We start from the raw sequence: 22,140 nt of genomic DNA, 5'->3' as shown, positions 1-22,140 counted from the left end.
CGCGCGAGCCCGGTGGCGGCGCCGCCGGCATCGGATCCTGACGGTCGCCACGGTGGCCCTGCTGGTGACCGGTTCGGGGTCGCCGTCGCGGCTCGGCCGGACAACGGGGCCGCGCCCGCACCCGGGTTCGGCGTGGACCGCACTCCCGACCTCATCCCCACCCCGGGCGGCACGCCCGCCCCGGGCACGGGCCGCCAGGTCCTCACCGGCCGCCCGTCCGCCGGCGACCTGGACCATGTCTACCTGCGCTGGACCGAGTGCCGGGACGGGTGCCCGCCGCGCTGGGCGGGCACCGACGACGGGGGCCGGCACTGGCGTACCGGGGCGTTGCCGGTTCCGGACGACGCGATGGTGGACCTGCATGCGGTCGGGCCGCGCACCCTGGTGGCCTGGTACGTCAGCCGCTCCGCCCCCGATAGCCGGTCCGCCGGGTGGGTCGCGAGCAGCGACGGCGGGGCCACCTGGCGGCAGGTCACGGTGCAGCAGGTGGACGCGCTGCCGGCCGGCTGGCCGGTGCTTGGGCGCGAGCCCGGCACGAGCGACGACACGATCGTCGCCGCCGACCCGGCCAGCGGGGACGTCGTGCGGCTCGTGAAGCGGTCCACGCTGCGCGCCGTGCTGATGGTCGACAGCGTGCCGGCCACGGCCGGCCTCTGGGTCAGCGGCCGCACCGGTCCGGTCGTCGGCGACGGCGGCCGGATCATCTGGACCGGCAGCGCCGTGGAGGTCAGCCGCGACGGCGGTCGGACCTGGCGGCGGCACCAGTTCCCGGACGGCCTGGCGGCCCTCGACGACCTGGGCGGTCCCGCGGTGGCCACGCAGGACGGTCGCACCGTGTTCGCGGTCGGGCGGGTGCGCGGCGCCGTGGTGGTCTGGCGCAGCACGGACGGCGGCGAGAAGTGGACGCGTACCGCCGGGACGGCCGACGTCGGGGAGCGCAGCATCCGCGCGGCGGTGCGTCCCGACGGGGTGCTGATCATCCAGGCCGGCTTCTCGGCCGCGGAGGCCCCGCTGATGTTCGCCAGCTCCGACGACGGCGCCACGCTCCGCCCCACCACCCTCGGACCGGCCGCCGACCCGCGGCCGGTGTCCGGCGGGTACGTGCAGACCGGCTGGCCGGACAGCAAGGGCGCGTGGCTCTCCGCCGACGGCGTCACCTGGCGCTGGCTGGATCCGCCCGCGCTGCCGTGACCGGCGCTCTCGGCGGCGACCCCGAGCGCCGCCGGGAGCACCCCGCAGCCGTCGCCGACGACGAGGACCGTCGGCGACGGCGGCCGCTGCGGGGCACCCGGGTCGCCGATGCCGGAGTGGCACCGGGTGCTCACCGCGCCGGCGTCCCGGTTAGGTTGACCCGGTGAAGCTCACAAAATGGACCCACGCCTGCATCCGGCTCGAACACGAGGGTCGCGCCCTGGTCGTCGACCCCGGAGTCTGGAGCGAGCCGGCGGCCCTGGTCGGGGCGGACGCGGTCCTACTCACGCATGAGCACACCGACCACGTCGACGTGCTGCGGCTGGCCGGCCTCGGCGTGCCGGTCTTCGCGCCGGACGGGGCCCGGCTGCCCGACCTGGCGCCGCTCGCGGTGACCCGGGTGGCGGCCGGCGACAGGTTCACCGCCGCCGGCTTCGCCGTCACCGCGGTGGGCGGTCGGCATGCCGTCATCCACGACGGACAGCCGGACTGCGCCAACCTCGGCTACCTCGTCGACGACGCGGTCTACCACCCGGGGGATTCACTCGCCCCGCCCGGCGCCCCGGTGGAGACCCTGCTGGTACCGGCCCAGGCGTCCTGGCTGAAGCTGACCGAGGCGATCACGTTCGCCGCGACGGTCGGTGCCCGACGGGTCTTCCCGATCCACGACGCCCAGCTCAACGACCGGGGCCTGGCCAGCGTGAACGGCTGGTTCGCCGAGACCGTCCCGGGCTACCGGCGCCTGGCGCCGGGCGAGACGGCCTGACCAGCCGGGCCGTCACCCGGCCCGCGCCGCCGGCACCGGGAACTCCGGCGCGTCGGCGGTGAGCACCGCCGTCCGCGCCGACGCCAGCACGGCGGTCAACTCCGCGAGCATCCGCCGCACGGCCGATCTGGGCAACGCGGCCCTGCCGCAGCTCGTGCTGGCCGAGCTGATGGACTCCGGCGCGCTGGAACGCCACCTGCGGCTGCTGCGCCGCCGGCACGTCGCCGCCGGGACGCGATGATCCGGGCGGTCCGCGACCACCTGCCCGGGGCGGTCGTGCACGGCGCCGCCGCCGGCCTGCACCTGCTGGTCACCCTTCCCGGCGACGTCGACGACACTGCGCAGGCCGCGGCGGCGCTGCGCCGGGGCGTCAAGGTGCAGCCGCTATCCTGGCACGGCCAGCGACCGCAGCCCCCCGGCCTAGTGCTCGGCTACGCCGCCAACCTACCCGGCGACATCGAACGCGGCATCACCGCCGTCGCCGCTGCCCGGCACGACCTCCGCTGACGGGGGCGGACCTCACGACGTTGAGGGCGGCGGGTGGTAGAGGGCGGCCAGGGCGGCGGCGGTGCCGGCGAGGCGATCGCGCAGCGCGGCGGGGGAGAGGACCTCCACCTCGGCGCCGAGCCGGAGCAGGTCACCGTGCGCGTGGGTGAGCGACTCGATGGGTACGACCGCCCGCACCCAGCCGCCGTCGTCGGGCGGCCCGGCGGTGGCGTCCACGGCGGCCACCACCGCGTCGCTGGCGACCTCGCGCAACCGCTGCCGGCCTCGCGGCGAGAGGCGGATGGTCGCCTCGTCCCGGTGCAGCCGGGTCCGGAAGTCCACCACGTGTGCCCGCCACCAGCCGGGCAGGTCGAACTCGGGCCGGTCGAACGGCGCGTCGAGCGGAGTGAGGTCGAGGATCTGATTGACCCGGTAGGTGGCCGGCTCGGGCCGGTCCGGCCGGGCGGCGACCACATACCAACGGCCGCCCTTGAGCACCAGCCCGTACGGCTCGAGCACCCGGGTCACCTCGCCGCTCCAGCTCCGGTAGCGCACCCGGACCCGATGCTGCCGCCACACCGCCTCCGCGGTCGGCGCCAGGTACGGCGACGGATCGCCGTCGGAGTACCAGCCGGGGGTGTCCAGGTGGAACCGTTCCTGGAGCCGGGCGGCCCGGTCGGCGAGCGGGGGCGGCAGCGCGGCCCGCAGCTTGAGTTGCAGGGTGGCGACGACCGACTGGTAGCCCAGCTCGGCGGCCGGCCCGGGCAGCCCGGCGAAGAGCAGCCGGTCGGCCTCCTCAGCGGTGAGGCCGGTCAGCCGGGTCTGCCAGCCGTCGACGAGTTGGTAGCCCCCGGCGTGGCCGGCTTCTCCGTACAGCGGGATGCCGGCGGCGTGCAGCGATTCGACGTCCCGGTAGACGGTGCGCACCGAGACCTCCAGCCGGCACGCCAGCTCGGCGGCGGTGAGCCGGCCGTGGGCCTGGAGCAGCAGCAGGATTGACAGGAGACGACTGGCCCGCATTCCACTGACAGTAGCTGTCAGGGGAGTGGGCCTACCGTCCCGGCATGGCCTTCCACGACAAGGAACTGACCGTGCCGGAGACCCTTGAGGTCGCCGGCCGGCACGTCAAGCGCTATCACATCGACCAGCCGGACCGCCGCCTCGAACCCGCCGTGGTCGAGGCCGCGTACGCGTACCTGCCGAAGCTGCTGCCCGAGCCGGACGGCGGCACCCCGCCGGCAAGCTGGGTGGTGCTGCACCGCGGCGCGGACACCGGGGCGTACCTGCTGGCCTACAGCTGGTTCTTCGACAACGTGCTGGAGTGCCGGATCGCGATCGCCGGCCAGCCCGCGCTGGACTGCCCGGATGACGACCCGGCGCACTTCGTCCCACTGGACCGCCCCGGGGTGGGCTGCGTCTGGGAGTTGGGCGTGCTGGAGCACGAGCGCAGTGCCTGGGTCCGCCACGTCCTCGCCCCCGACCGTCCTGACCTGCCCGGCTACCTGGCCGACACCCGGGCCGAGGGGCCGGTGGGCTACTGATGGGCGACTTCGACTTCCTCGTCGGCACCTGGGACGTGACCAACCGGCGGCTGACCAAGCGGCACGTCGGCAGCGACGACTGGGACGAGTTTCCCGGCACCACGGTCGCGCACTCGTTCTTTGACGGTGCCGGCAGCTTCGACGAGATCCGCTTCCCGACCCCCGGCTTCTCCGGCTCGACCGTACGCATCCGGGACGCGTCGACCGGGCTCTGGTCGATCTACTGGATGAACAGCACGCGCGGCGTCCTGGAACTGCCGCCGGTGGTGGGCCGGTTCGTCGACGGGGTCGGCACCTTCTACGCCGACGACAGCGACGAGGGGCGTCCGGTCCGGTGCCGGTTCATCTGGTCGGGGATCACGCCCACCTCCTGCCGCTGGGAGCAGGCCTTCTCCACCGACGGCGAGCGCACCTGGGAGACGAACTGGATCATGGAGTTTGCCCGCACCCGCTAGCGTGACGGCCGTGCGGCGATGGCGGCGGGTCGATCCGTGGGGGCTGCGGCAGGCGTTCACCGGCTTCATGGTTCTGGCCGGGGGTGGCATGATCGTCGTCGTGTCGATCGCGGTGGGGGCCGGGGTCGTCGGCGGAGGGCTGCCGGTCCGCCAGGTCGCCCAGATGGCGGGGGCCGTCGCCGCTGTCGGCGCGTGGGAGTTCGCGGCGCTGCGCCTGTACCTGGTGGGCGTCTACCGCGACGAGCGTGGCCTGCTGCTCCGGCACGTTCACCGCTCGCGCCTGCTGCCGTGGTCGGAGGTGACCGGGTTCGACGTGCGGCGGGCGAGGTTCCTCGGCTCGGCGACCGTGCGGGACGCGGCCTGGGTGCTGACCCGCGACGGCGCGGTGGAGGCGCCGGTGCAGCGGCGCTCGACGCTGGCGGGTCTGCGCAAGAACGTCGGCCCGGTGCTGTCGGCCGCCGATTTCGACCTGATGATGGCGCGGCTGCGCGAGGCGCACGCCGCCGCTCAGGCCGGCGGCGTGGTCGTCCGGTAGATCGCGGTCAGCCAGACGTCGAGCAGCACGTCGACCACGTCCCGCTCGGCCACCGCGGGCCCGTCGCAGGCGAAGGTGGCGTACCAGACCCGTTCGTTCATCGAGTTCAGCGCGATGGCGAGGTCCCGGGCGGGCAGTCCGTCCGGGGCCGCGCCGCGCCGGCGCTCGCCCTCGATGGCCGCCTCGACCGCGCGTACCCAGCGCTCGAGCACCTCGGCCCAGAGCCGCCGCACCTCGGCATTGGTGCCGCGCACCTGGGCGCAGGCCAGCACCAGCGCGCGGTGACCACCGAAGGCGGCGTGGAACCGCGAGATCAGCTCCCGCCACCGGGCGCGCGGGTCCTCGGCGAGCCGGTCCAGCACGTCGCCCGCTGCGGCGTTCGCCTCCTCGGTGACCCGGTCGAGCAGGGTGAGCAGCACCGCGTCCTTCGAGGGGAAGTAGAAGTAGAACGTCGGCCGGGAGATGCCGGCGCCCTTCGCCAGGTCGTCGATGGAGATGTCGCCGAAGGCCCGCTGCTCCAGCAGCCGTTCGGCGGTGGTGAGGATGGCCAGCTCCCGGTCGTCGCCGGTGGAGCGGCCCGGTCGCCGTCCGCGCGTCGGTGCGGCCCCGGTCGGCGTACGGGCGGTGGTCATGTCGGCTGATGCTACACCCGCTCGACACTGTGTCGATTGGATTCGACACGGTGTTGACTGGTGTCGACGGCGGTGGATAGGGTCCGGTCGACCGCCGCCCGAACGGGAGATCCCATGGCCTCCGACCACGTCGACGTCCTCATTGTCGGTGCCGGGCTGTCCGGCATCGGCGCCGCCGTCCACCTGCAACGCAACTGCCCGGGCAAGACGTACACGGTGCTCGAGGCGCGGGACGCGATCGGCGGCACCTGGGACCTGTTCCGCTACCCCGGCATCCGCTCCGACTCCGACATGTACACGCTCGGCTACTCCTTCAAGCCGTGGACCAACCCGAAGGCGATCGCCGACGGCGACGCCATCCGGGAGTACGTGCGGGAGACCGCCCGGGAGCACGGCGTGCCGGCGCACATCCGCTTCCACCACCGGGTGGTGCGCGCCGAGTGGGACAGCGCCACCGCCCGCTGGACCGTGCACGCCCACCGCGACGACACCGGCGAGGACGTGGTCCTCACCTGCGCGTTCCTGTTCACCTGCTCCGGCTACTACCGCTACGACGAGGGCTACACCCCGGAGTTCCCCGGCGTCGAGCGGTACGCCGGCCAGCTCGTGCACCCGCAGCACTGGCCCGAGGACCTGGACTACGCCGGCAAGCGGGTGGTGGTGATCGGCAGCGGCGCCACGGCGGTCACCCTGGTCCCGGCGATGGCCGAGCAGGCCGGGCACGTCACCATGCTCCAGCGCTCGCCCACGTACGTCATCTCGCTGCCCTCCCGCGACGCCCTCGCCGACGCGGCCCGGCGCTGGCTGCCGGCGAAGGCCGCGTACGACCTGGTGCGGTGGAAGAACGTCGTGCTGGGGGTGGCCAACTTCCAGCTCAGCCGGCGCGCCCCGGGGCTGGTGAAGAAGCTCCTGCGCCGGGCCGCCAGGGGCAAGCTGCCCGTCGGGTACGACATCGACCGGCACTTCTCACCCCGCTACAACCCCTGGGACCAGCGGCTCTGCGTGGTGCCCGACGGGGATCTCTTCCGCGCGGTCAGCGCCGGGCGGGCCTCGGTGGTCACCGACACCATCGAGACGTTCACCGAGCCGGGCATCCGGCTCCGCTCCGGCGCGGAACTACCGGCCGACATCGTGGTCACGGCCACCGGTCTCAACCTGCTCGCCCTCGGCGGAATGACGATCGTGGTGGACGGTGCTGAGGTCGACCTGGCGCAGACCGTCGCCTACAAGGGCATGATGCTCTCCGGCGTGCCGAACTTCGCCATGACCATCGGTTACACCAACGCCTCCTGGACGCTGAAGGCCGACCTGGTCGCCACCTACGTCTGCCGGCTGCTGCGCCACCTCGACGGCACCGGCCAGCAGGTGGTCACCCCGCTCGCCCCCATCGCCGGCGACCTGGCGCCGATCATCGACCTGAAGTCCGGGTACGTGCTGCGTGCCGTCGACCAACTGCCCAAGCAGGGCCCGAGCGCCCCGTGGCGGCTGCACCAGAACTACCCCCGGGACGTGCTGCTGATGCGGCACGGCCGGCTCACCGACGAGGGTGTCCGGTTCTCCCGCGCCGGCACGCCCGCCACCGACGGCGCCGCCGAGCGGCCCGCGCCCGTCGCCTGACCTCTTGGAGCGCCCGCATGCGTGACTTCGTCTTCCCCGGTGGCACCGCGGTGCTCACCGGCGCGGCCAGCGGCATCGGCGAGGCCCTGGCGCACGGGCTGGCCCGGCGCGGTGCCGACCTGGTCCTGCTCGACCGGGACGCCGAGCGGCTCGACGCCGTGGTCGCGGCGATCCGCGCGGCCCACCCCGACCGGCGGATCGAGACCCACCTGGTCGATCTCGCCGACCCCGACGCCACCGACCGGGTGGCCGCCGAGATCCATCGCGCGCACCCCCGGATCCGGCTGCTGGTCAACAACGCCGGGGTGGCCCTGGGCGGTCGATTCGACCAGGTCACCCTGGAGGAGTTCCTCTGGGTCATCGAGATCAACTTCCGGGCCGTGGTCCGGCTGACCCACGCCCTGCTGCCCGCGCTCAAGGCCGAGCCTGGCGCCCACCTGGTCAACGTCTCCAGCCTCTTCGGGCTGATCGCGCCCGCCGGCCAGGCCGCGTACTCGGCCAGCAAGTTCGCCGTGCGCGGCTTCAGCGAGGCGCTGCGGCACGAGCTGATCGACGACGGGGTCGGGGTCACCTCCGTGCACCCGGGCGGCATCCGCACCCGGATCGCGCAGAGCGCCCGGGTGGGCAGCGGCGTCGCCCGCGAGGAGTACGAGGCCGGCCGGCAGCAGTTCGAGAAGCTGCTCTCCATCGACCCGGCGAAGGCCGCGGAGGTGATCCTGCGCGGCGTCGAACGCCGGCGCGGCCGGGTGCTGATCGGCTGGTCGGCGAAGCTGCCCGACCTGCTCGCCCGGATCGCCCCCGCCTCGTACGGGAGGGTTCTGGCGCTGGGGATGCGACCGAAGCCGGCCCGGGTGCCGGCCGCGCGACCCGCCGCGGAACCCGTCGATTCCGAGCCCGGGAGGACCGCGTGACCCTCGCCCTGCCCCCGGCCGACGAGCTGGTCGTGGCCGGCCGCCGGGTCCGCTGCCGGGTCGCCGGCGACGGCCCGCCGGTCGTGCTGCTGCACGGCATCGGCCGCACCCTCGACGACTTCACCGACCAGCACGCGGCACTGGCCCGGGACCACCGGGTGGTCAGCGTCGACCTGCCCGGCCACGGCGGCTCCGCCCCGCTGGACGCGCCGCACACCCTGCCCGCCCTGGCCGCCGCGGTCGGCGAGGTGCTCGATGCCACCGGGGTCACCGGCCCGGCTCACCTGGTGGGCAACTCCCTCGGCGGGGCGGTGGCCATGCGGCTCGCCGTCGACCGGCCGGCCCGCGCGGCCAGCCTGGTGCTGGTCAACAGTGCCGGCTTCGGACGCGAGGTCACGTTCGCCCTGCGGGTGCTCGCCGTGCGTCCGCTCGCTCGGCTGTTGCTGCGGCCGCATCCGGGGATCGCCCGCCGTACCGAGCGGGCCATCTTCCACGACCCGGCGTACGTCACCGAGGCGCGCGTCGCCGCCGCCCTGGCCGTGGCGCGCGAGCCGCACGCCGCCCGGGTGATGCTGGAACTGGTGGGCAGCCTCGGCACCTGGCGGGGCGTACGGCCGCAGTGGCGCGAGGAACTGCTCGAGGCGGTCGCGGCGCTCGGTCTGCCCACTCTGGTCGTCTGGGGCGACCGGGACCGTATCCTGCCGGTCCGCCACCTGACCAACGCCCGCACCCGGTTCCCGCAGGCCCGGACCCACCTCTTCCCCGACACCGGGCACATGCCGCAGATCGAACGGGCCGCGGAGTTCGAGACCCTGGTCAGGCGGTTCTGGTCGGAGTCCGGTGCCGCCGGACCAGCGTGACGGCCACCAGGACGAGCAGCACACCCGCGACCACGTCGACCGGCGCGGCGAGCCACGGCGCCACGAGTACCAGCAGCGCCGCGCCGGGAAACAGCCCCCGGTCGAGGCCGCGCTTGCTCGGCAGATGCAGCGCCCAGAGGGTGAGCAGGTAGACCGCGACCGGCACGGCCGTGGCGTAGCCGGCGACCAGGCCGGACACGTGCGCGGCGTGCAGGTCGTGGTCCACCGCCACGGCCAGCCCGCCGCCTACCGCGGCGATCGCCGCGAAGATCAGGTAGTGGCCGTAGCCCCAGAACAGTGCGCCGCGCAGCGACTGGGGCGGCAGCGGGCTGGGTCGGTCGAAGTAGAGCCACCAGAGCGCGAAGACGATCACGGCGCCGGCCGCGGCCAGGGACCACAGCTCCGGGTTGCCGGCGTCCACCCCGCCCTGGATCGCCAGTGACGTGGAGAGCACCACCTCGCCGAGCACGATCAGGGTGAACAGCTGGTACCGCTCGGCGATGTGGTGCGGGTGCCAGGTGGTCCTCCCGCGCCGTTCGGCCACCACCGGCACCAGCAGGTCGGCCACCGCCAGCACCAGGAACACCAGCAGGCCTCCCTCGTCCGGCAGCACGAGTCGCAGCAGCCAGCCGAGCTGCACCACGGCGACCCCGGCCGCGAACGTCACCGCGGTGGCACGGCGCTCCGGGTCGCCGGCCGCGGCCCGCAGCCAGTTCAGGACGGTGGCCAGCCGCATCACCACGTACCCGTAGGTGATCGTGGCGAAGTCGGCGTCGGTGAACGCGCGCGGCACCCCGGCGGCGAGGATCAACGCCCCGGTGATCTGCACCAGCGTGGTCAACCGGAAGACGTCGTCGTCCGTGTCGTAGGCGGAGGCGAACCAGGTGAAGTTCATCCAGGCCCACCAGATCGCGAAGAACACGGTCAGGTAGCTGAGCAGGGCATGCTCGAGGTGCCCCGCCGCGACGTCGTGGTGCAGGCCGGCGGCCGCCTGCGCCACCGCCACCACGAAGCAGAGATCGAAGAAGAGCTCCAGCGGGGTTGCCGCCCGGTGCTCCTCGTCGGGCCGGCGGGCCCGCATCGGCCGGTGCCAGGCGCGGACGGGCGCGGTGGTGGTCAATCCGGGCTCCTCGCCGACGACCGGTCAGCTGCGGGCCCACGATAACCAGCTCGGCCGGCCATCGAGGCGAGGGCGCGCCGTCGGGGACGCTCGTCGTGGCGTCGACCGGCGCTCCCGCGATCCACGCCGTCGGATTTCCGCCGTCGGGCAGGTGCGGCGTCGCCCTGGGCGGGGAAAGTCCCCGGTATGGCCGAGGTGACCCTCTTCCTGGCCGGTGACGTGATGACCGGCCGGGGTGTGGACCAGATCCTGCCCCATCCGGGGCCGCCCGCCCTGTGGGAGGAGGCCGTCACCGACGCCCGCCGCTATGTCGAGCTGGCCGAGTCGGTCGGCGGGCCGGTGCCGCGCCCGGCCCCACCGGAGTGGCCGTGGGGCGACGCGCTGCGGTTGCTCGACGGGGAGCGCCCGGACGTGCGGATCGTCAACCTGGAGACGGCGGTGACCGCCGGGGGCGAGCACGTCCCCGGCAAGGGCATCCACTACCGGATGCACCCGGCGAACCTGCCCTGCCTGACCGCCGGCCGGCTCGACGTCTGCGCGTTGGCCAACAACCACGTTCTCGACTTCGGTCCGACCGGGCTCGCCGACACGCTGGACGCCCTGCGCGGGGTGGGCATCCGGACTGCCGGCGCGGGCCGGAACGCCGAGGAGGCGTGGCGGCCTGCCACGGTGCCGCTGGGCGACGGCCGCCGGCTGCTGGTCTGGTCGGTGGGCGCCCCGTCCAGCGGGGTGTTCCCACAGTGGGCCGCCGCCGAAGGGCGGCCGGGCGTGGCGTACCTGCCGGAGGTGTCGGCGGGGGCGGCGGAGGCGCTCGCCGACCGGATCGCCGACGCGGCCGGCGCGACGGACCTGGTGGTGGTCTCCGTGCACTGGGGCTCCAACTGGGGCCATGAGGTGCCGGACGAGCACGTCGAGTTCGCGCACGCGCTGGTCGATGCCGGGGTGCACGTGGTGCACGGCCACTCGTCGCACCATCCCCGCCCGGTGGAGCGGTACCGGGGGCGGCTGGTCCTGTACGGCTGCGGCGACCTGATCGACGACTACGAGGGGATCGGCGGGCAGGAGGAGTACCGGCCGGAGCTGCGGCTGCTGCACCTGCCCACGCTCGACGTGGAGACCGGCGAGCTGTGCCGGCTGCGTCTCCTGCCGGTCCGGATGCGCCGGATGCGCCTGCAGCCGGCCGCCCCGCCGGAGGCCCGCTGGCTGGCCGACCTGCTCGACACCCTCGGCACCCCCTACCGAACCCGCTTCACCCTCACCGACGCCGCCATCACCCTCACCCCGTGAGAAACTGCGGCACTTCATCCCCTTTGTCCCCATCGCCTGTGTGTGGTCGCTCGGGGAGGGCGTGGGGTGGGTCACGGGGCGGCAGTCAGGGGAGGGGTGCGGCGAGACTGAGGCGCATCATAGATACATGACGCATGCCAGCGCCGCGCCGAGGGCACGGGCCGCCGCGCCGTCCGCTGCCGAGCGGGCGTACCAGCACCTCAAGCGGGCCATCCTGGAGCAGGTCTACCCGGGCGGGCTGCTGGTCAGCGAGGGCGAGATCGCCGAGGCGGCGGGCGTCTCCCGCACTCCGGTCCGCGAGGCGCTGCTGCGCCTGGAGACCGAGGGCCTGGTCAAGCTCTACCCGAAGCGCGGGGCACTGATCCGGCCCGTCTCGGCACGTGAGATCGCCGACGTCATCGAGGCCCGCCGCCTGGTGGAGCTGCACGCCGCCGAGCGGGTCTGGCCCCGCCGCGCCGAACTCCGCCCCGAGCTGACCCGCAGGCTCGACGAGATGCGGCGGGCACACGCCGCCAGCGACGTCACCGCCCTGATGGCCGCCGACCGGGCGTTCCACGCCACCGTGGTGGAGGCGGCCGGTAACGAGATCCTCGCCGAGCTCTACCACCGGCTACGCGACCGGCAGATCCGGATGGGGGAGGCCGGCTTCCGCCTCTCGCCCGGCTGGGCCGAGGTGGTCCTCGCCGAGCACGCCGGCCAGCTCGCCGCCCTCGACGGCGACGACCCGCAGGCCTGGCTGGACGCGGTCGCCGCGCACATCGACAACGCCGCGACCGTGCTGCGGACGCTGCGGTGAGCGTCGTCGCCCGTACGGTCGCCCCGCGCCGCCCCGCCGCCCTGGTCTTCGCCGTCGCGGTCACCGCGTACGTGGCCGCCGTCTTCCACCGCAGCTCACTCGGCGTCACCGGCGTGGACGCGGCGGACCGCTTCCACATCAACGCCGCCACCCTGGCCACCTTCACCGTCGCCCAGCTCGCCGTGTACGCGGCCATGCAGGTGCCGGTCGGCGTGCTGCTGGACCGGTTCGGCTCGCGCCGGATGCTGCTGGCCGGCGGCGCGCTCATGGTCGCCGGCCAGCTCTGTTTCGCCGTCGTCACCGACGTCCGGCTCGCCGTCGGCGCCCGGGTGCTGGTCGGCCTCGGCGACGCGACGACCTTCATCAGCGTGCTGCGGATCGTGGCGTTCTGGTTCCCCGGCCGGCGCAACCCGCTGCTGGTGCAGCTCACCGGCACCATCGGGCAGCTCGGCGCGGTGCTCGGCGCCGTACCCCTGGTGGCGCTGCTGCACCACGCCGGCTGGACGCCCGCGTTCCTCACCGCCGCGGCGCTCGGCGCGAGCGTGCTGCTGCTGGTCCTCGTCGCGGTCCGCGACACCCCGCACGCCGAGCACACCGCCGGCGTCGCCGCCGACCCGGCCACCGTACGCCGGCAGCTCGCGGACGCCTGGGCCCAGCCGGGCACCCGCCTCGGGCTGTGGACCCACTTCGTCACCCAGTTCTCCGGCTCGGTCTTCGCGCTGCTCTGGGGCTACCCGTTCCTGGTGCAGGGGCAGGGCTTCTCGCCGACCGCAGCGGCGGCGCTGCTCACCCTGATGACCGTGGTGACCCTGGTCTGCGGCCCGGTGGTCGCGCACCTGTGCGCCCGGCACCCGTTCCACCGCTCGGTGGTGGTCTTCGCGATCACCGCGGGCACGGCCGCCGTCTGGGCGGTCGTGCTGGCCTGGCCGGGCCGCGCGCCGCACTGGCTGCTGGTGGCCCTCGTCGTCGTCCTCGCGGTCAACGGCCCCGGCTCGGTGATCGGCTTCGACTACGCCCGCACCTCGAACCCGGTACACCGGATCGGCAGCGCCACCGGGATCGTCAACGTCGGCGGGTTCGTCGCCTCGATCCTGCTGGTGCTGGCCGTCGGCGTGGTGCTCGACCTGGCCACCCCGGCCGGCCGCAGCACCCCGCCGCTGGACGCGTTCCGCTGGGCGTTCGCCGTGCAGTACCTGCTCTGGGGCCTCGGCGCGGTGCAGGTGCTGCGCTACCGCAACGCCACCCGCCGCCGGTACGCCGCCGAGCGCACCGCCGTCCCGGTCCCCGCTCCGGTCGGCGCCTGATCGCCCGTACCCCCGTGCCTGGTCAGCGGCGCGGTCAGTCGCAGCGACGCCGGTGGGTCAGCGAGTCCAGCATCAGGGTCAACCCGGCGCCGACCAGCCACACGTCCTTGGCGAGCCCGATGCCGGCCTGGCTGGGCTTCAGGCTGTTCCCCTCCCGCATGCCCGGCGTCTTGAGGTAGAGCTGCACCAGGCCGGCGCTGAACGCGGTCAGCGCCGCCCCGGCCAGCAGCGACGGCACGAACGGGACGAGCAGCGCCGCGCCCAGCGCAATCTCGGCCCGGGACAGCAGCTTGGCGAACCGGTCCGGCTCGAACTGTTTCAGCTGGGGGAGCGCCCCGACCGCCATGCCGTGCATTCCCGCGGCGGCCTCACCCTCCAGGGTCCGCTTGCTGAGCCCGGAATTCAGGATGAACGCGCCGATGCTGACCCGGAGCGGCGCATGCGTCAGTTTCATGATCACTCCCGTCGGGTGCCGGAGAACCGGGCCCCCGCGTACCCCGAGACGGGCGGGATAACCCGCCGCGTCGAGGTGGGCCGTCCACGGTGATCGGCGGTAGGTTCGCGGTGGATGGGACACCGACACAGGCGGGAGGCACTGTGAGTCAGGAAGTCCGGGGAGTCGTGTCGCGGCGCAAGGGCGCGCCGGTCGAGGTCACCACGATCGTGGTGCCCGACCCAGGGCCCGGCGAGGCGGTGGTCCGCGTCCAGTCCTGCGGGGTGTGCCACACCGACCTGCACTACCGCGAGGGCGGTATCACCGACGAGTACCCGTTCCTCCTCGGCCACGAGGCGGCCGGCGTGGTCGAGCAGGTGGGGGCCGGGGTCACCGACGTCGCCCCGGGCGACTTCGTGGTGCTCAACTGGCGGGCGGTCTGCGGGCAGTGCCGCGCCTGCCGCCGGGGCCGCCCCTGGTACTGCTTCAACACCCACAACGCCACCCAGAAGATGACCCTCACCGACGGCACCGAGCTCTCGCCGGCCCTGGGCATCGGCGCGTTCGCCGACAAGACCCTGGTCCACGCTGGGCAGTGCACCAAGGTCGACCCCTCCGTCCGGCCCGCGGCCGTCGGCCTGCTCGGCTGCGGCGTGATGGCCGGCCTCGGCGCGGCGATGAACACCGGCCAGGTGACCCGGGGCGACTCCGTCGCGGTGATCGGCTGCGGCGGCGTCGGCGACGCGGCGGTGGCCGGCGCGGCGCTGGCCGGGGCGACGACGATCATCGCGGTGGACACCGACTCCCGCAAGCTCGACTGGGCCCGCAAGTTCGGCGCCACGCACACCGTCAACGCCTCCGAGGACGACCCGATCGAGGCGATCCGCGCCGCCACCGGCGGCTTCGGCGCCGACGTGGTGATCGACGCGGTGGGCCGCCCGGAGACCTGGAAGCAGGCCTTCTACGCCCGGGACCTGGCGGGCACGGTCGTGCTGGTCGGAGTACCCACCCCGGAGATGACGGTCGAGCTGCCGCTGCTGGACGTCTTCGGCCGGGGCGGCGCCCTCAAGTCCAGCTGGTACGGCGACTGCCTGCCCAGCCGGGACTTCCCGATGCTCACCGAGCTCTACCAGCAGGGCCGCCTCGACCTCGACGCGTTCGTCACCGAGGAGATCGCCCTCGACCAGGTCGAGGAGGCGTTCACCCGGATGCACCACGGCGACGTGCTCCGCTCGGTGGTGGTGTTCCCGTGACCGCCCGGGTCGACCACACCGTCACCTCCGGCACGTTCTCGCTGGACGGGCAGACCTTCGACGTCGACAACAACGTCTGGATGATCGGCGACGACGCCGAGTGCGTCGTCGTCGACGCGCCGCACGACGTGGCGGCCATCCGCAAGCTCGTCGGCGGCCGCCGGCTGGTCGCCATCCTGGCCACTCACGCCCACGACGACCACGTACGGGTGGCGCCCGAGCTGTCCCGCGCCACCGGCGCCCCGGTGCTGCTGCACCCCGCCGACCGGGTGCTCTGGGACCTGGTCCACCCGTACACCCCGCCGGACGGGGAGCTGATCGAGGGCCAGACCGTCCCGGTCGGCGGCGCCAGCCTGCGGGTGCTGCACACCCCCGGCCACAGTCCGGGCGCGTGCAGCCTCTACGTCCCCGAACTCGGCGCGGTGTTCACCGGCGACACCCTCTTCGCCGGCGGACCCGGCGCCACCGGCCGCTCCTACAGCGACTTCGGCACCATCATCGAGTCGATCCGGACCCGGCTGCTCACCCTGCCGCCGGAGACCGTCGTCCACACCGGACACGGCGACGACACCACCATCGGCGCCGAGGCACCCCACCTCGACGAATGGATGTCGCGCGGTCACTGAGCCGACCGCCCCGGCCGGGTGGCCGACCCGGCCGGGTGCCGCGGGTCTCAGCGCTCGCCGTCGAGCACCGGCTTGAGGTCGAGTACGGGGGTGCCGTCCACCGCCTCCAGACCGGCCACCCGCACCCGTACGCCGTCGACCTGGCGGACCTGGACCCGGTGCAGGCCGATCGGGTTCGGCCGGTGTGGCGAGCGGGCGGCGAAGACGCCGGTCTCCGGGCGGGACCGGTCACCGCGCGGGTGCACCACCAGCACGTCCCGCTCGGCCCGGTCCAGCCAGGTCAGCACCAGCACGTCCGCGCCGGCGCGCAGGCCGTCCAGCGCCGGCGCGTACGCCTCGTCGAAGACCAGCCACGCCTCCGGCGCCCCCTCGTCGCCCTGCTTCGGGGCGGTCGCTGGATCGGTCAGCGGGGACTCCACCCGACCGACCGGACGCAGTGGGTATGCGGCGTCGTTCATCCGGCCTCCCGCAGCATGTGCAGCCGGACGGTGGTGCCGGCCGCCCCAGGTGCGGTCATGCCAGGGACCCCGTCGGTGTCCAGTTGTCCAGGAGGCCGAGCAGCCGGCTCAGTGCCGGCCGGCAGCCCACCAGCCGGATGCCGGCGGCGCTGGACCGGTCGGCCCGGACCAGCGCGCTCGCAGCGCCCACGTCGGCGAAGCTCAGCTCGGAGACGTCCAGCACCGGCGGGCGGTTCGCGGCCGCCCGGTCCTTGCCCGTCACGTCGTCCAGCACCGCCGTGAACGCCTCCCGGTTGCTCCGATCCACCTGCCCGACCAGCCGCAACCCCGGCGGGTCGGTCATCCGGTACGCCCGCAGCAGCGGCGACCAGGTCCCGCCGGTGTGCCTTCCGACCGTCCCCGCGTGGGCGGCGGCGAGGGCACGCAACCGGTCGGCGGGGAAGAGCCACCGGTCGTACAGGCACAGGCCGGCGACCCGCGCGTCCAGGAACAGTGGGTTGAGTGCCGTCTCGTACCGGTGCAGATCGTCCAGCGTGATGCGGCTGCGCAACACCCATGCCATGTCGCCGCAGAGCCGTACTCCCGGGTAGCCTTCCTGCTGCGCGCGGGTGACCTCGTCGACCACGGCGGTGACCATCGCCTCCGGCGCCAGCCGGTCGCCCGACAGGTTCGTCTCCGCCGCCGGCACGATACGCAGGTGACCGGCCGCCACGCCGGCCTCGGTCGGCGCACCGACAGCCTTGACGCGGGCCCGCACCGCCTGCGGCGTCGACGAGTCGGTCAAGCAGATGACCTTCTGACCGAGGCGGAGGCCGGCGGCGGCGAAGCGGCCGACGGCGTCGAGAGCGCGGCCCTCGTCGTCGTAGGTCCAGCAGACGTGGTCTCCCAGCTGGATCTGGTCGACCACGGAGGTACCAGTCACGGTGCTCGCCTCTCCGGTCCGCGCGTCCCTCACTGTAACGCCGATGGGAACGTCGACCTAGCCGGCAGATCACGGCTGACCTGCTTGCCCGCCCTGGTCATCGAGGGTTACCCTGCCGGTGGACCCGGATGCCGGCGCTCTGCGCCACCCGGAGTCCAAATCTCGCCGCCGCTGGCTTGCTTCCTCCCACCGACTGTTGTGCTGGTCCCTCCGCCGGTGCCACGGCTGACGGCTTCCGGTCGAGCGGCTCTCGGGTAGCCGTCTGCCCTGGCGCGGGCACCGGCCGAGAACCGGCACGGGTCCGTCAGCACCGCGTCCGCGCGACCTCAGACCGCGGCGACCCGCTCGCCCACGGGGTGGGCGGCGTCGGCGACGTGTCGGGCCGCCCGTCGGGCCCGCCGGCGTGCCGCGTAGCGATGCCGCCCCTCCGGTCTGGCCAGGCGTTCCGGCGACACCGCCCGCCTCGGCGGGGCGAACCCGCTCGCGTGACCCCCCGGCCCTCTATCGTCTCCCGCCCGCCGCACCCGCGGCCTCCACCACAGGAAAGGCACCTCGATGAACAACGACACCACCGCGCCGGCCCCGGTCGCCGGCATTCTGGACACCGTGGACGACCACGCACTGCTCCGGGTCGACGGCTATCTGCCCTCGCCCGCGGACGTCCACGTCACCGCCGCACAGCTGCGCCGGTACGGCCTGCGCCCCGGTGACCTGGTCACCGGCGCCGCCACCGCTCCCCGTCGGGGCAGGCACGCCCCGCTCGTCCGGGTCGACACCGTCAACGGGATGGAGCCTGAGGAGGCGAAGCGCCGGCCGGAGTTCTACAAGCTCACTCCGCTGTACCCGCAGGAGCGGCTGCGGCTGGAGACCGAGCCGCACATCCTGACCACCCGGGTCATCGACCTGGTCATGCCGATCGGCAAGGGCCAGCGGGCGCTGATCGTGTCGCCGCCGAAGGCCGGTAAGACGATGGTGCTGCAGGCGATCGCGAACGCGATCACCCGCAACAACCCGGAGTGCCACCTGATGGTGGTGCTGGTCGACGAGCGGCCGGAAGAGGTCACCGACATTTCTCGGTCGGTGAAGGGCGAGGTCATCGCGGCCACGTTCGACCGTCCGCCGCAGGACCACACGACGGTGGCGGAGCTGGCGATCGAGCGGGCGAAGCGTCTGGTCGAGCTGGGGCACGACGTGGTCGTGCTGCTCGACTCGCTGACCCGGCTCGGCCGCGCCTACAACCTCTCCGTCCGCTCGGCCGGCCGTACGCTCTCCGGCGGGGTGGACGTCGCGGCGCTCAACCCGCCGAAGCGGCTGCTCGCCGCGGCCCGCGCGGCCGAGGAGGGCGGCTCCCTCACCATCCTCGCCACGGCGCTGGTGGAGACCGGATCCGCCGCCGACATGCTCATCTACGAGGAATTCAAGAGCACCGGCAACGCCGAGCTGAAGCTGGACCGGGCGCTGGCCGACCGGCGTACCTATCCGGCCGTCGACGTCCGCGCCTCCGGCACTCGGCGGGAGGAACTGCTGCTGACCGACGTGGAACGGCGGCGACTGCGCGGGCTGCGTTCCGCGCTGTCCCAAGTGGACCGTCAGCCAGCCATGGAGCAGCTGCTGCGCCAGCTCGCCGCCGCCCCGGGAAACTCGCACTTCCTGGCCCGGCTCGGCACCGCCGTGCACGGCTAGGATCGGCGGTCATGACCGACCCTCGGCACGACCCGCCGCCGACCGTACGCCAGCTGCGCCTCGTCGTCGAAGCCGACGACTACGACGCGGCGGTCGCCTTCTTCCGCGACGCCCTCGGCCTGCCCGAAGAGGCGGCCTACTCGGGTGGCGACGGCGCCCGGGTGGTGATCCTGGATGCGGGCCGGGCCACGCTGGAGCTGGCCAACCCGGCGCAGAAGCGAATGATCGACGAGGTGGAGGTCGGCCGGCAGGTGGCGCCCCGGCTGCGGTTGGCGTTCGAGGTGGACGACGGCCGCGCGGTGACCGAGCGGCTCGTCGCCGCCGGCGCCACCGAGGTCGCCCCGCCGACCGTCACCCCGTGGCAGTCGCTCAACGCCCGCCTCGACGCCCCGGCAGGCCTGCACCTCACCGTCTTCCAGGAGCTGCGTACGCCGGAGGAACGCGCCGCCCTGGACGGCTTCGGCACCGACGCCTGACCGGGCAGAAAATCGGCTGCGTACCGGCACCCGGCCCCCGATACTCGGGCCCGTGCCCGACCCGACGCTGACCCCCGCTCAGGCCGCCGCCCTGCGGCACGTCCGGGACGTCGCGCTGCGCGACCGGACGGCCGCGCTGGCCGTCATCGCCCACCACCTCGCCGGCTCAGGCACCACGTACCGGTCGGAGGAGGTCGTCGCGGCGGTGGCCGCGCACGGCCAGCTCACCCTCAACTTCCACCCGGACCGGCTGCTGCGCGACGGCCGTTCGGTGGCCGAGGCGCTCGACCGGGAGGCCGTCTACCGCAGCCAGTTCGAGACGGGCATCTCCAACGGGGGCCTGACCGCCTTTCCGGGCGGTGACCGGGACCGCTGGGAGCAGACGATGTTCGGTGGGGCGTACCAGCGACCGGGTGTGCTCCCCGCCGAGCGCCCGAAGTACGGCGGCCTCAACCTGCTCGGCCATCCGGACGGCGCGTCCCCCCGATTCGGCTCCTGCCACCTGCGGCTGCGGCCCGAGGTCCTGGCCCGGTCCACCTTCAGCTTCGGCGACAGCTACGCGGAGCCGACCGAGTTCGGCACCGTCGACGTCTTCGAGCCGGTGCTCGCCGCGCTGCTGACCGCCACCGCCGGTACCGGCGTCAGCCTCGGCGTGGCCGGCATGGACACCGGCACCCTGCTGCGAACGCTGCTGTGCCGCCGGGAGCGGGAGTCCGACGCCGCCGGACGGGCCCTGGACGACTACATCGAGGCCCAGGTGCATGGCGAGCTGAGCCTCGCCCGGGACGTCGAGGCCCTCGTGGTCGATCCGTCGTTCCAGGGCACCGACACGGGACGGATCCTCGCCGGGGTCGCCCGCCGGCACGGCGTCCCGCTGCGTTGGCACGGCGGATTCGAGCTGCCGGTCGACGGCATCGACGCCGAGTTCCGCGGGCCGGCGATCCCGCCGCTGGCCGCCCGGGTGCACGTCGAGTTCGCCCGCCCCGGGGAGCCGGTCCACGCCGCGCTGATCGGCCGGGCCGCCGCCTCGGTGGTCAGAGAGCCGCACCGGTGGGCGGATCGAGGGTCGACCGAGGTCACCCTTCAGCACCTCAAGCAGCTCTGGCACGTTCTCGTCCGGTTCGGCACGCCGGCCGCCGGCTGACCCGCGCCGCGCCCTCCGGGTGGTTTCCACCCCTCCGGTACGCCCCGTTCCAGCGTGTCCGGCGTCCCGGGTGACCTGGACCGCAGCCACCGGCCGGTCCGGCATTTCCGGAATGACCGACACGTGGAGCTGGTTGTGTCCCCCGTACCGCCGGAACGCAAACCCGTACCGGCCAGTAATTCCCCCGAGGGGCGCTCACCCCGGAGCGCGTCGTGACGATCGAAAGGGCCACCTGTCGTGAAGCACCACTTCACTCGATGGCTCCCCGCCATCGCGAAGACCTCCGCCGCGAAGAACGCCATCGCGAAGATTCCGAACCGGAAGGCTGCGCTGACCCTCGCGGGCGTCGCCGCCCTGGGCGGACTGGCGTTCGGCCCCACAGCCATCGCCGCGCCGGTCACCAGTGGCCCGCACGCCGGCGCCGTCGCCGCCATTGACCTGGCCACCGGCAAGAAGCCCGGCACCGACGCGGTGACGCCCGCCCAGACCACCGGCAGTGACAAGGTCCCCACCAAGGCCAACCGGCCCAGCAAGGACAAGCTCATGCCGCACGGCGTCGAGGGCGCGCAGTCGCGCATCCCGCTCGACGACACGCAGGTCGCCAACGCCAAGGCCATCGTCAAGGCGGCGAAGGAGACCGGTGTGGGGGAGCGGGGCGCCGTCATCGGCGTCGCGACCTCGCTGCAGGAGTCGAAGCTGTACAACCTCGGCCACCTGGGCGAATACAACGACCACGACTCGGAGGGCCTGTTCCAGCAGCGCCCGTCGTCGGGTTGGGGCACGCCCGACCAGGTCACCGACCCGGACTACGCGTCGAAGGCGTTCTTCAACGCGCTGAAGAACGTGGGCGACTGGCATGACCTGCCGCTGACCGCCGCGGCGCAGACCGTGCAGGTGTCCGCCTTCCCGTATGCGTACGCGCAGTGGGAGGAGCAGGCGGCGGACATCGTTCAGCAGGTCTGGTAAGTCTGTCTCTTCGGTGTCGAGCCGGCCGGTCTCCCTGTTTGGGGGGCCGGCCGGTTTCCGTCTGTGGTTGGGGTTGGCGGGTGTGGCCTGTCGTGCCCGGCTCCGGGCGGTCGGGCTTGATCCCTGCGCCGGTCACGGCGGGCCACACCCGCGTCGTGGTCCGACGCCGCCCGGATGCGCCGCCTGTCCGGTTCACGGTCGGCGCAACTTCAGGGAAACTGTGGCCTCCACGGGTACGGAGGCGACAGTTTCCGAGAAGTTGTCCGCATCGTGTGCGGGCATGTTCGTCACGGCCGGTGCCGTGTGTAGCCGGGTGTCCGGTTTCGGGGTGTGACCGGCGGCATCCCCATGGCGGAATGGTCGACGGGTGGGGGTCGTTGAATCCCGGTGTACGGCCGAGGAAGAGCACCCTGCCTGGCGGGGTGCGGGCCCCGGAATGATGGTGGCCCGCCGGTCGTTACACATGGTCCCGGCGCCGCGAAGAGGCCCCCGCCCCGCACGCCGGACCCCCCCCCAAGACTTTCCCCCTTTGAGCGCCTGACGTGGTGCTTGCGTCTGTTGCCGACCCCCCTGTCGGCGTGGACGCCGACCCCCGAATGGAGCTTCCCGTGAACACGATGCTGCGTAAGAGCGTGCTTGGTGTTGCTGGTCTGGCGTTTGCCGGTGGTGTGTTCGCCG

At 73.8% G+C, this 22,140-nt stretch carries 24 protein-coding genes and 1 pseudogene; 19 read left to right on the top strand and 6 right to left on the bottom strand.

The annotated features are described in order from the left end of the window. The first annotated feature begins 132 nt into the window (after nucleotides 1-132). The 4 genes from ACFYOS_RS06450 to ACFYOS_RS06435 all read left to right on the top strand — a co-directional run bounded on the left by ACFYOS_RS06450 (nucleotide 133) and on the right by ACFYOS_RS06435 (nucleotide 2,464). Complete coding sequence (locus ACFYOS_RS06450; RefSeq protein WP_387136384.1) at nucleotides 133-1,191, top strand: exo-alpha-sialidase; 1,059 nt, start codon at nucleotides 133-135, stop codon at nucleotides 1,189-1,191. 163 nt (nucleotides 1,192-1,354) lie between these two features. Continuing rightward, nucleotides 1,355-1,957 (top strand): MBL fold metallo-hydrolase, encoded by a 603-nt coding sequence (locus tag ACFYOS_RS06445; RefSeq protein ID WP_387136383.1) that lies wholly within the window; start codon nucleotides 1,355-1,357, stop codon nucleotides 1,955-1,957. A 58-nt stretch (nucleotides 1,958-2,015) separates the two neighbouring features. Next, complete coding sequence (locus ACFYOS_RS06440) at nucleotides 2,016-2,198, top strand: hypothetical protein (protein ID WP_387136382.1); 183 nt, start codon at nucleotides 2,016-2,018, stop codon at nucleotides 2,196-2,198. Then, nucleotides 2,195-2,464 carry a hypothetical protein gene (locus ACFYOS_RS06435; RefSeq protein ID WP_387136381.1) on the top strand — a complete coding sequence of 90 codons (270 nt, stop codon included), beginning with the start codon at nucleotides 2,195-2,197 and terminating at the stop codon, nucleotides 2,462-2,464. The genes ACFYOS_RS06440 and ACFYOS_RS06435 overlap by 4 nt, the downstream gene beginning before the upstream one ends. A gap of 12 nt (nucleotides 2,465-2,476) precedes the next feature. Here the strand turns inward: ACFYOS_RS06435 and ACFYOS_RS06430 are convergent, their stop codons facing one another. Then, entirely contained in the window at nucleotides 2,477-3,463 is a 987-nt protein-coding gene (locus ACFYOS_RS06430; protein WP_387136380.1) for a helix-turn-helix transcriptional regulator, read from the bottom strand. A gap of 44 nt (nucleotides 3,464-3,507) precedes the next feature. Here ACFYOS_RS06430 and ACFYOS_RS06425 point away from each other — a divergent pair, with 44 nt between their 5' ends. The 3 genes from ACFYOS_RS06425 to ACFYOS_RS06415 are packed head-to-tail and all read left to right on the top strand — an operon-like array spanning nucleotide 3,508 to nucleotide 4,974. Next, nucleotides 3,508-3,984, top strand: a complete 477-nt coding sequence (locus ACFYOS_RS06425) for a hypothetical protein (protein ID WP_387136379.1) — start codon at nucleotides 3,508-3,510, stop codon at nucleotides 3,982-3,984. After that, nucleotides 3,984-4,439, top strand: coding sequence for a hypothetical protein (locus tag ACFYOS_RS06420; protein ID WP_387136378.1), 456 nt, complete (start codon nucleotides 3,984-3,986; stop codon nucleotides 4,437-4,439). The genes ACFYOS_RS06425 and ACFYOS_RS06420 overlap by 1 nt, the downstream gene beginning before the upstream one ends. Before the next feature lie 10 nt (nucleotides 4,440-4,449). Continuing rightward, nucleotides 4,450-4,974, top strand: a complete 525-nt coding sequence (locus ACFYOS_RS06415; protein ID WP_387136377.1) for a hypothetical protein — start codon at nucleotides 4,450-4,452, stop codon at nucleotides 4,972-4,974. Here ACFYOS_RS06415 and ACFYOS_RS06410 read toward each other — a convergent pair. Next, entirely contained in the window at nucleotides 4,947-5,606 is a 660-nt protein-coding gene (locus ACFYOS_RS06410; RefSeq protein WP_387136376.1) for a TetR/AcrR family transcriptional regulator, read from the bottom strand. The two genes, ACFYOS_RS06415 and ACFYOS_RS06410, sit on opposite strands and share 28 nt — an antisense overlap. Before the next feature lie 114 nt (nucleotides 5,607-5,720). Between ACFYOS_RS06410 and ACFYOS_RS06405 the strand changes: the two genes are divergently transcribed. From ACFYOS_RS06405 to ACFYOS_RS06395, 3 genes are read left to right on the top strand one after another with little or no spacing between them, the layout of a single operon-like run. Further along, the gene (locus ACFYOS_RS06405) at nucleotides 5,721-7,223 is read left to right on the top strand and encodes a flavin-containing monooxygenase (protein ID WP_387136375.1); all 1,503 of its coding nucleotides are present in this window, start codon (nucleotides 5,721-5,723) and stop codon (nucleotides 7,221-7,223) included. A gap of 17 nt (nucleotides 7,224-7,240) precedes the next feature. Next, nucleotides 7,241-8,134, top strand: coding sequence for an SDR family NAD(P)-dependent oxidoreductase (locus ACFYOS_RS06400; protein WP_387136374.1), 894 nt, complete (start codon nucleotides 7,241-7,243; stop codon nucleotides 8,132-8,134). Then, nucleotides 8,131-8,994, top strand: a complete 864-nt coding sequence (locus tag ACFYOS_RS06395; RefSeq protein ID WP_387136373.1) for an alpha/beta fold hydrolase — start codon at nucleotides 8,131-8,133, stop codon at nucleotides 8,992-8,994. Before ACFYOS_RS06400 ends, ACFYOS_RS06395 begins: the two co-directional genes overlap by 4 nt. On the opposite strand, the gene ACFYOS_RS06390 is transcribed toward ACFYOS_RS06395, so the two are convergent. Continuing rightward, complete coding sequence (locus ACFYOS_RS06390; RefSeq protein ID WP_387136372.1) at nucleotides 8,951-10,114, bottom strand: low temperature requirement protein A; 1,164 nt, start codon at nucleotides 10,112-10,114, stop codon at nucleotides 8,951-8,953. The two genes, ACFYOS_RS06395 and ACFYOS_RS06390, sit on opposite strands and share 44 nt — an antisense overlap. A gap of 186 nt (nucleotides 10,115-10,300) precedes the next feature. Here ACFYOS_RS06390 and ACFYOS_RS06385 point away from each other — a divergent pair, with 186 nt between their 5' ends. From ACFYOS_RS06385 to ACFYOS_RS06375, 3 genes are all read left to right on the top strand, one after another. Next, nucleotides 10,301-11,401 (top strand): CapA family protein, encoded by a 1,101-nt coding sequence (locus tag ACFYOS_RS06385; protein ID WP_387136371.1) that lies wholly within the window; start codon nucleotides 10,301-10,303, stop codon nucleotides 11,399-11,401. A gap of 127 nt (nucleotides 11,402-11,528) precedes the next feature. Next, nucleotides 11,529-12,197 (top strand): GntR family transcriptional regulator, encoded by a 669-nt coding sequence (locus ACFYOS_RS06380; RefSeq protein WP_387136370.1) that lies wholly within the window; start codon nucleotides 11,529-11,531, stop codon nucleotides 12,195-12,197. Continuing rightward, nucleotides 12,194-13,501 carry a nitrate/nitrite transporter gene (locus tag ACFYOS_RS06375; RefSeq protein ID WP_387136369.1) on the top strand — a complete coding sequence of 436 codons (1,308 nt, stop codon included), beginning with the start codon at nucleotides 12,194-12,196 and terminating at the stop codon, nucleotides 13,499-13,501. Before ACFYOS_RS06380 ends, ACFYOS_RS06375 begins: the two co-directional genes overlap by 4 nt. Before the next feature lie 34 nt (nucleotides 13,502-13,535). Here ACFYOS_RS06375 and ACFYOS_RS06370 read toward each other — a convergent pair whose 3' ends face one another. Further along, nucleotides 13,536-13,955, bottom strand: coding sequence for a hypothetical protein (locus ACFYOS_RS06370; protein WP_387136368.1), 420 nt, complete (start codon nucleotides 13,953-13,955; stop codon nucleotides 13,536-13,538). Between the two features lie 143 nt (nucleotides 13,956-14,098). On the opposite strand from ACFYOS_RS06370, the gene ACFYOS_RS06365 reads away from it, so the two are divergent. Continuing rightward, nucleotides 14,099-15,187: an S-(hydroxymethyl)mycothiol dehydrogenase gene (locus ACFYOS_RS06365; protein ID WP_387136367.1), complete on the top strand. Its 1,089-nt coding sequence runs from the start codon at nucleotides 14,099-14,101 to the stop codon at nucleotides 15,185-15,187. After that, on the top strand, nucleotides 15,184-15,813 hold the full coding sequence (locus ACFYOS_RS06360; protein WP_387136366.1) for an MBL fold metallo-hydrolase: 630 nt from the start codon (nucleotides 15,184-15,186) through the stop codon (nucleotides 15,811-15,813). Before ACFYOS_RS06365 ends, ACFYOS_RS06360 begins: the two co-directional genes overlap by 4 nt. Nucleotides 15,814-15,860: 47 nt before the next feature. On the opposite strand, the gene tsaA is transcribed toward ACFYOS_RS06360, so the two are convergent. Both tsaA and ACFYOS_RS06350 read right to left on the bottom strand, forming a co-directional pair. Then, nucleotides 15,861-16,271, bottom strand: coding sequence for a tRNA (N6-threonylcarbamoyladenosine(37)-N6)-methyltransferase TrmO (gene tsaA / locus ACFYOS_RS06355; RefSeq protein WP_387136365.1), 411 nt, complete (start codon nucleotides 16,269-16,271; stop codon nucleotides 15,861-15,863). Nucleotides 16,272-16,326: 55 nt separating this feature from the next. After that, complete coding sequence (locus ACFYOS_RS06350) at nucleotides 16,327-17,193, bottom strand: MEDS domain-containing protein (protein WP_387136364.1); 867 nt, start codon at nucleotides 17,191-17,193, stop codon at nucleotides 16,327-16,329. Between the two features lie 582 nt (nucleotides 17,194-17,775). On the opposite strand from ACFYOS_RS06350, the pseudogene rho reads away from it, so the two are divergent. From rho to ACFYOS_RS06330, 4 genes and pseudogenes are all read left to right on the top strand, one after another. Beyond that, nucleotides 17,776-18,876: pseudogene (gene rho, locus ACFYOS_RS06345) on the top strand (transcription termination factor Rho); the annotation flags it as partial. An 11-nt stretch (nucleotides 18,877-18,887) separates the two neighbouring features. Next, nucleotides 18,888-19,352, top strand: a complete 465-nt coding sequence (locus ACFYOS_RS06340) for a VOC family protein (protein WP_387136363.1) — start codon at nucleotides 18,888-18,890, stop codon at nucleotides 19,350-19,352. A 52-nt stretch (nucleotides 19,353-19,404) separates the two neighbouring features. Next, nucleotides 19,405-20,496, top strand: a complete 1,092-nt coding sequence (locus tag ACFYOS_RS06335; RefSeq protein ID WP_387136362.1) for a DUF3626 domain-containing protein — start codon at nucleotides 19,405-19,407, stop codon at nucleotides 20,494-20,496. A 237-nt stretch (nucleotides 20,497-20,733) separates the two neighbouring features. Continuing rightward, nucleotides 20,734-21,462 carry a hypothetical protein gene (locus tag ACFYOS_RS06330; protein WP_387136361.1) on the top strand — a complete coding sequence of 243 codons (729 nt, stop codon included), beginning with the start codon at nucleotides 20,734-20,736 and terminating at the stop codon, nucleotides 21,460-21,462. The last annotated feature ends 678 nt before the right edge of the window (nucleotides 21,463-22,140 follow it).

It is taken from the genome of Micromonospora sp. NPDC005806, from assembly GCF_042871425.1.
Taxonomy (GTDB): domain Bacteria; phylum Actinomycetota; class Actinomycetes; order Mycobacteriales; family Micromonosporaceae; genus Micromonospora.
Note: the sequence above shows the minus strand (reverse complement) of the source record. Positions and strands in the feature narration are given on the sequence as shown.

What these genes read in the sequence shown, in the direction of transcription:
- ACFYOS_RS06400 (WP_387136374.1), top strand. Translation starts at nt 7,241, where the DNA reads ATGCGTGACTTCGTCTTCCCCGGTGGCACCGCGGTGCTCACCGGCGCG.
- ACFYOS_RS06380 (WP_387136370.1), top strand. Translation starts at nt 11,529, where the DNA reads ATGACGCATGCCAGCGCCGCGCCGAGGGCACGGGCCGCCGCGCCGTCC.
- ACFYOS_RS06405 (WP_387136375.1), top strand. Translation starts at nt 5,721, where the DNA reads ATGGCCTCCGACCACGTCGACGTCCTCATTGTCGGTGCCGGGCTGTCC.
- ACFYOS_RS06430 (WP_387136380.1), bottom strand. Translation starts at nt 3,463, where the DNA reads ATGCGGGCCAGTCGTCTCCTGTCAATCCTGCTGCTGCTCCAGGCCCAC.
- ACFYOS_RS06425 (WP_387136379.1), top strand. Translation starts at nt 3,508, where the DNA reads ATGGCCTTCCACGACAAGGAACTGACCGTGCCGGAGACCCTTGAGGTC.
- ACFYOS_RS06340 (WP_387136363.1), top strand. Translation starts at nt 18,888, where the DNA reads ATGACCGACCCTCGGCACGACCCGCCGCCGACCGTACGCCAGCTGCGC.
- ACFYOS_RS06410 (WP_387136376.1), bottom strand. Translation starts at nt 5,606, where the DNA reads ATGACCACCGCCCGTACGCCGACCGGGGCCGCACCGACGCGCGGACGG.
- ACFYOS_RS06385 (WP_387136371.1), top strand. Translation starts at nt 10,301, where the DNA reads ATGGCCGAGGTGACCCTCTTCCTGGCCGGTGACGTGATGACCGGCCGG.
- tsaA (WP_387136365.1), bottom strand. Translation starts at nt 16,271, where the DNA reads ATGAACGACGCCGCATACCCACTGCGTCCGGTCGGTCGGGTGGAGTCC.
- ACFYOS_RS06370 (WP_387136368.1), bottom strand. Translation starts at nt 13,955, where the DNA reads ATGAAACTGACGCATGCGCCGCTCCGGGTCAGCATCGGCGCGTTCATC.
- ACFYOS_RS06420 (WP_387136378.1), top strand. Translation starts at nt 3,984, where the DNA reads ATGGGCGACTTCGACTTCCTCGTCGGCACCTGGGACGTGACCAACCGG.
- ACFYOS_RS06435 (WP_387136381.1), top strand. Translation starts at nt 2,195, where the DNA reads ATGATCCGGGCGGTCCGCGACCACCTGCCCGGGGCGGTCGTGCACGGC.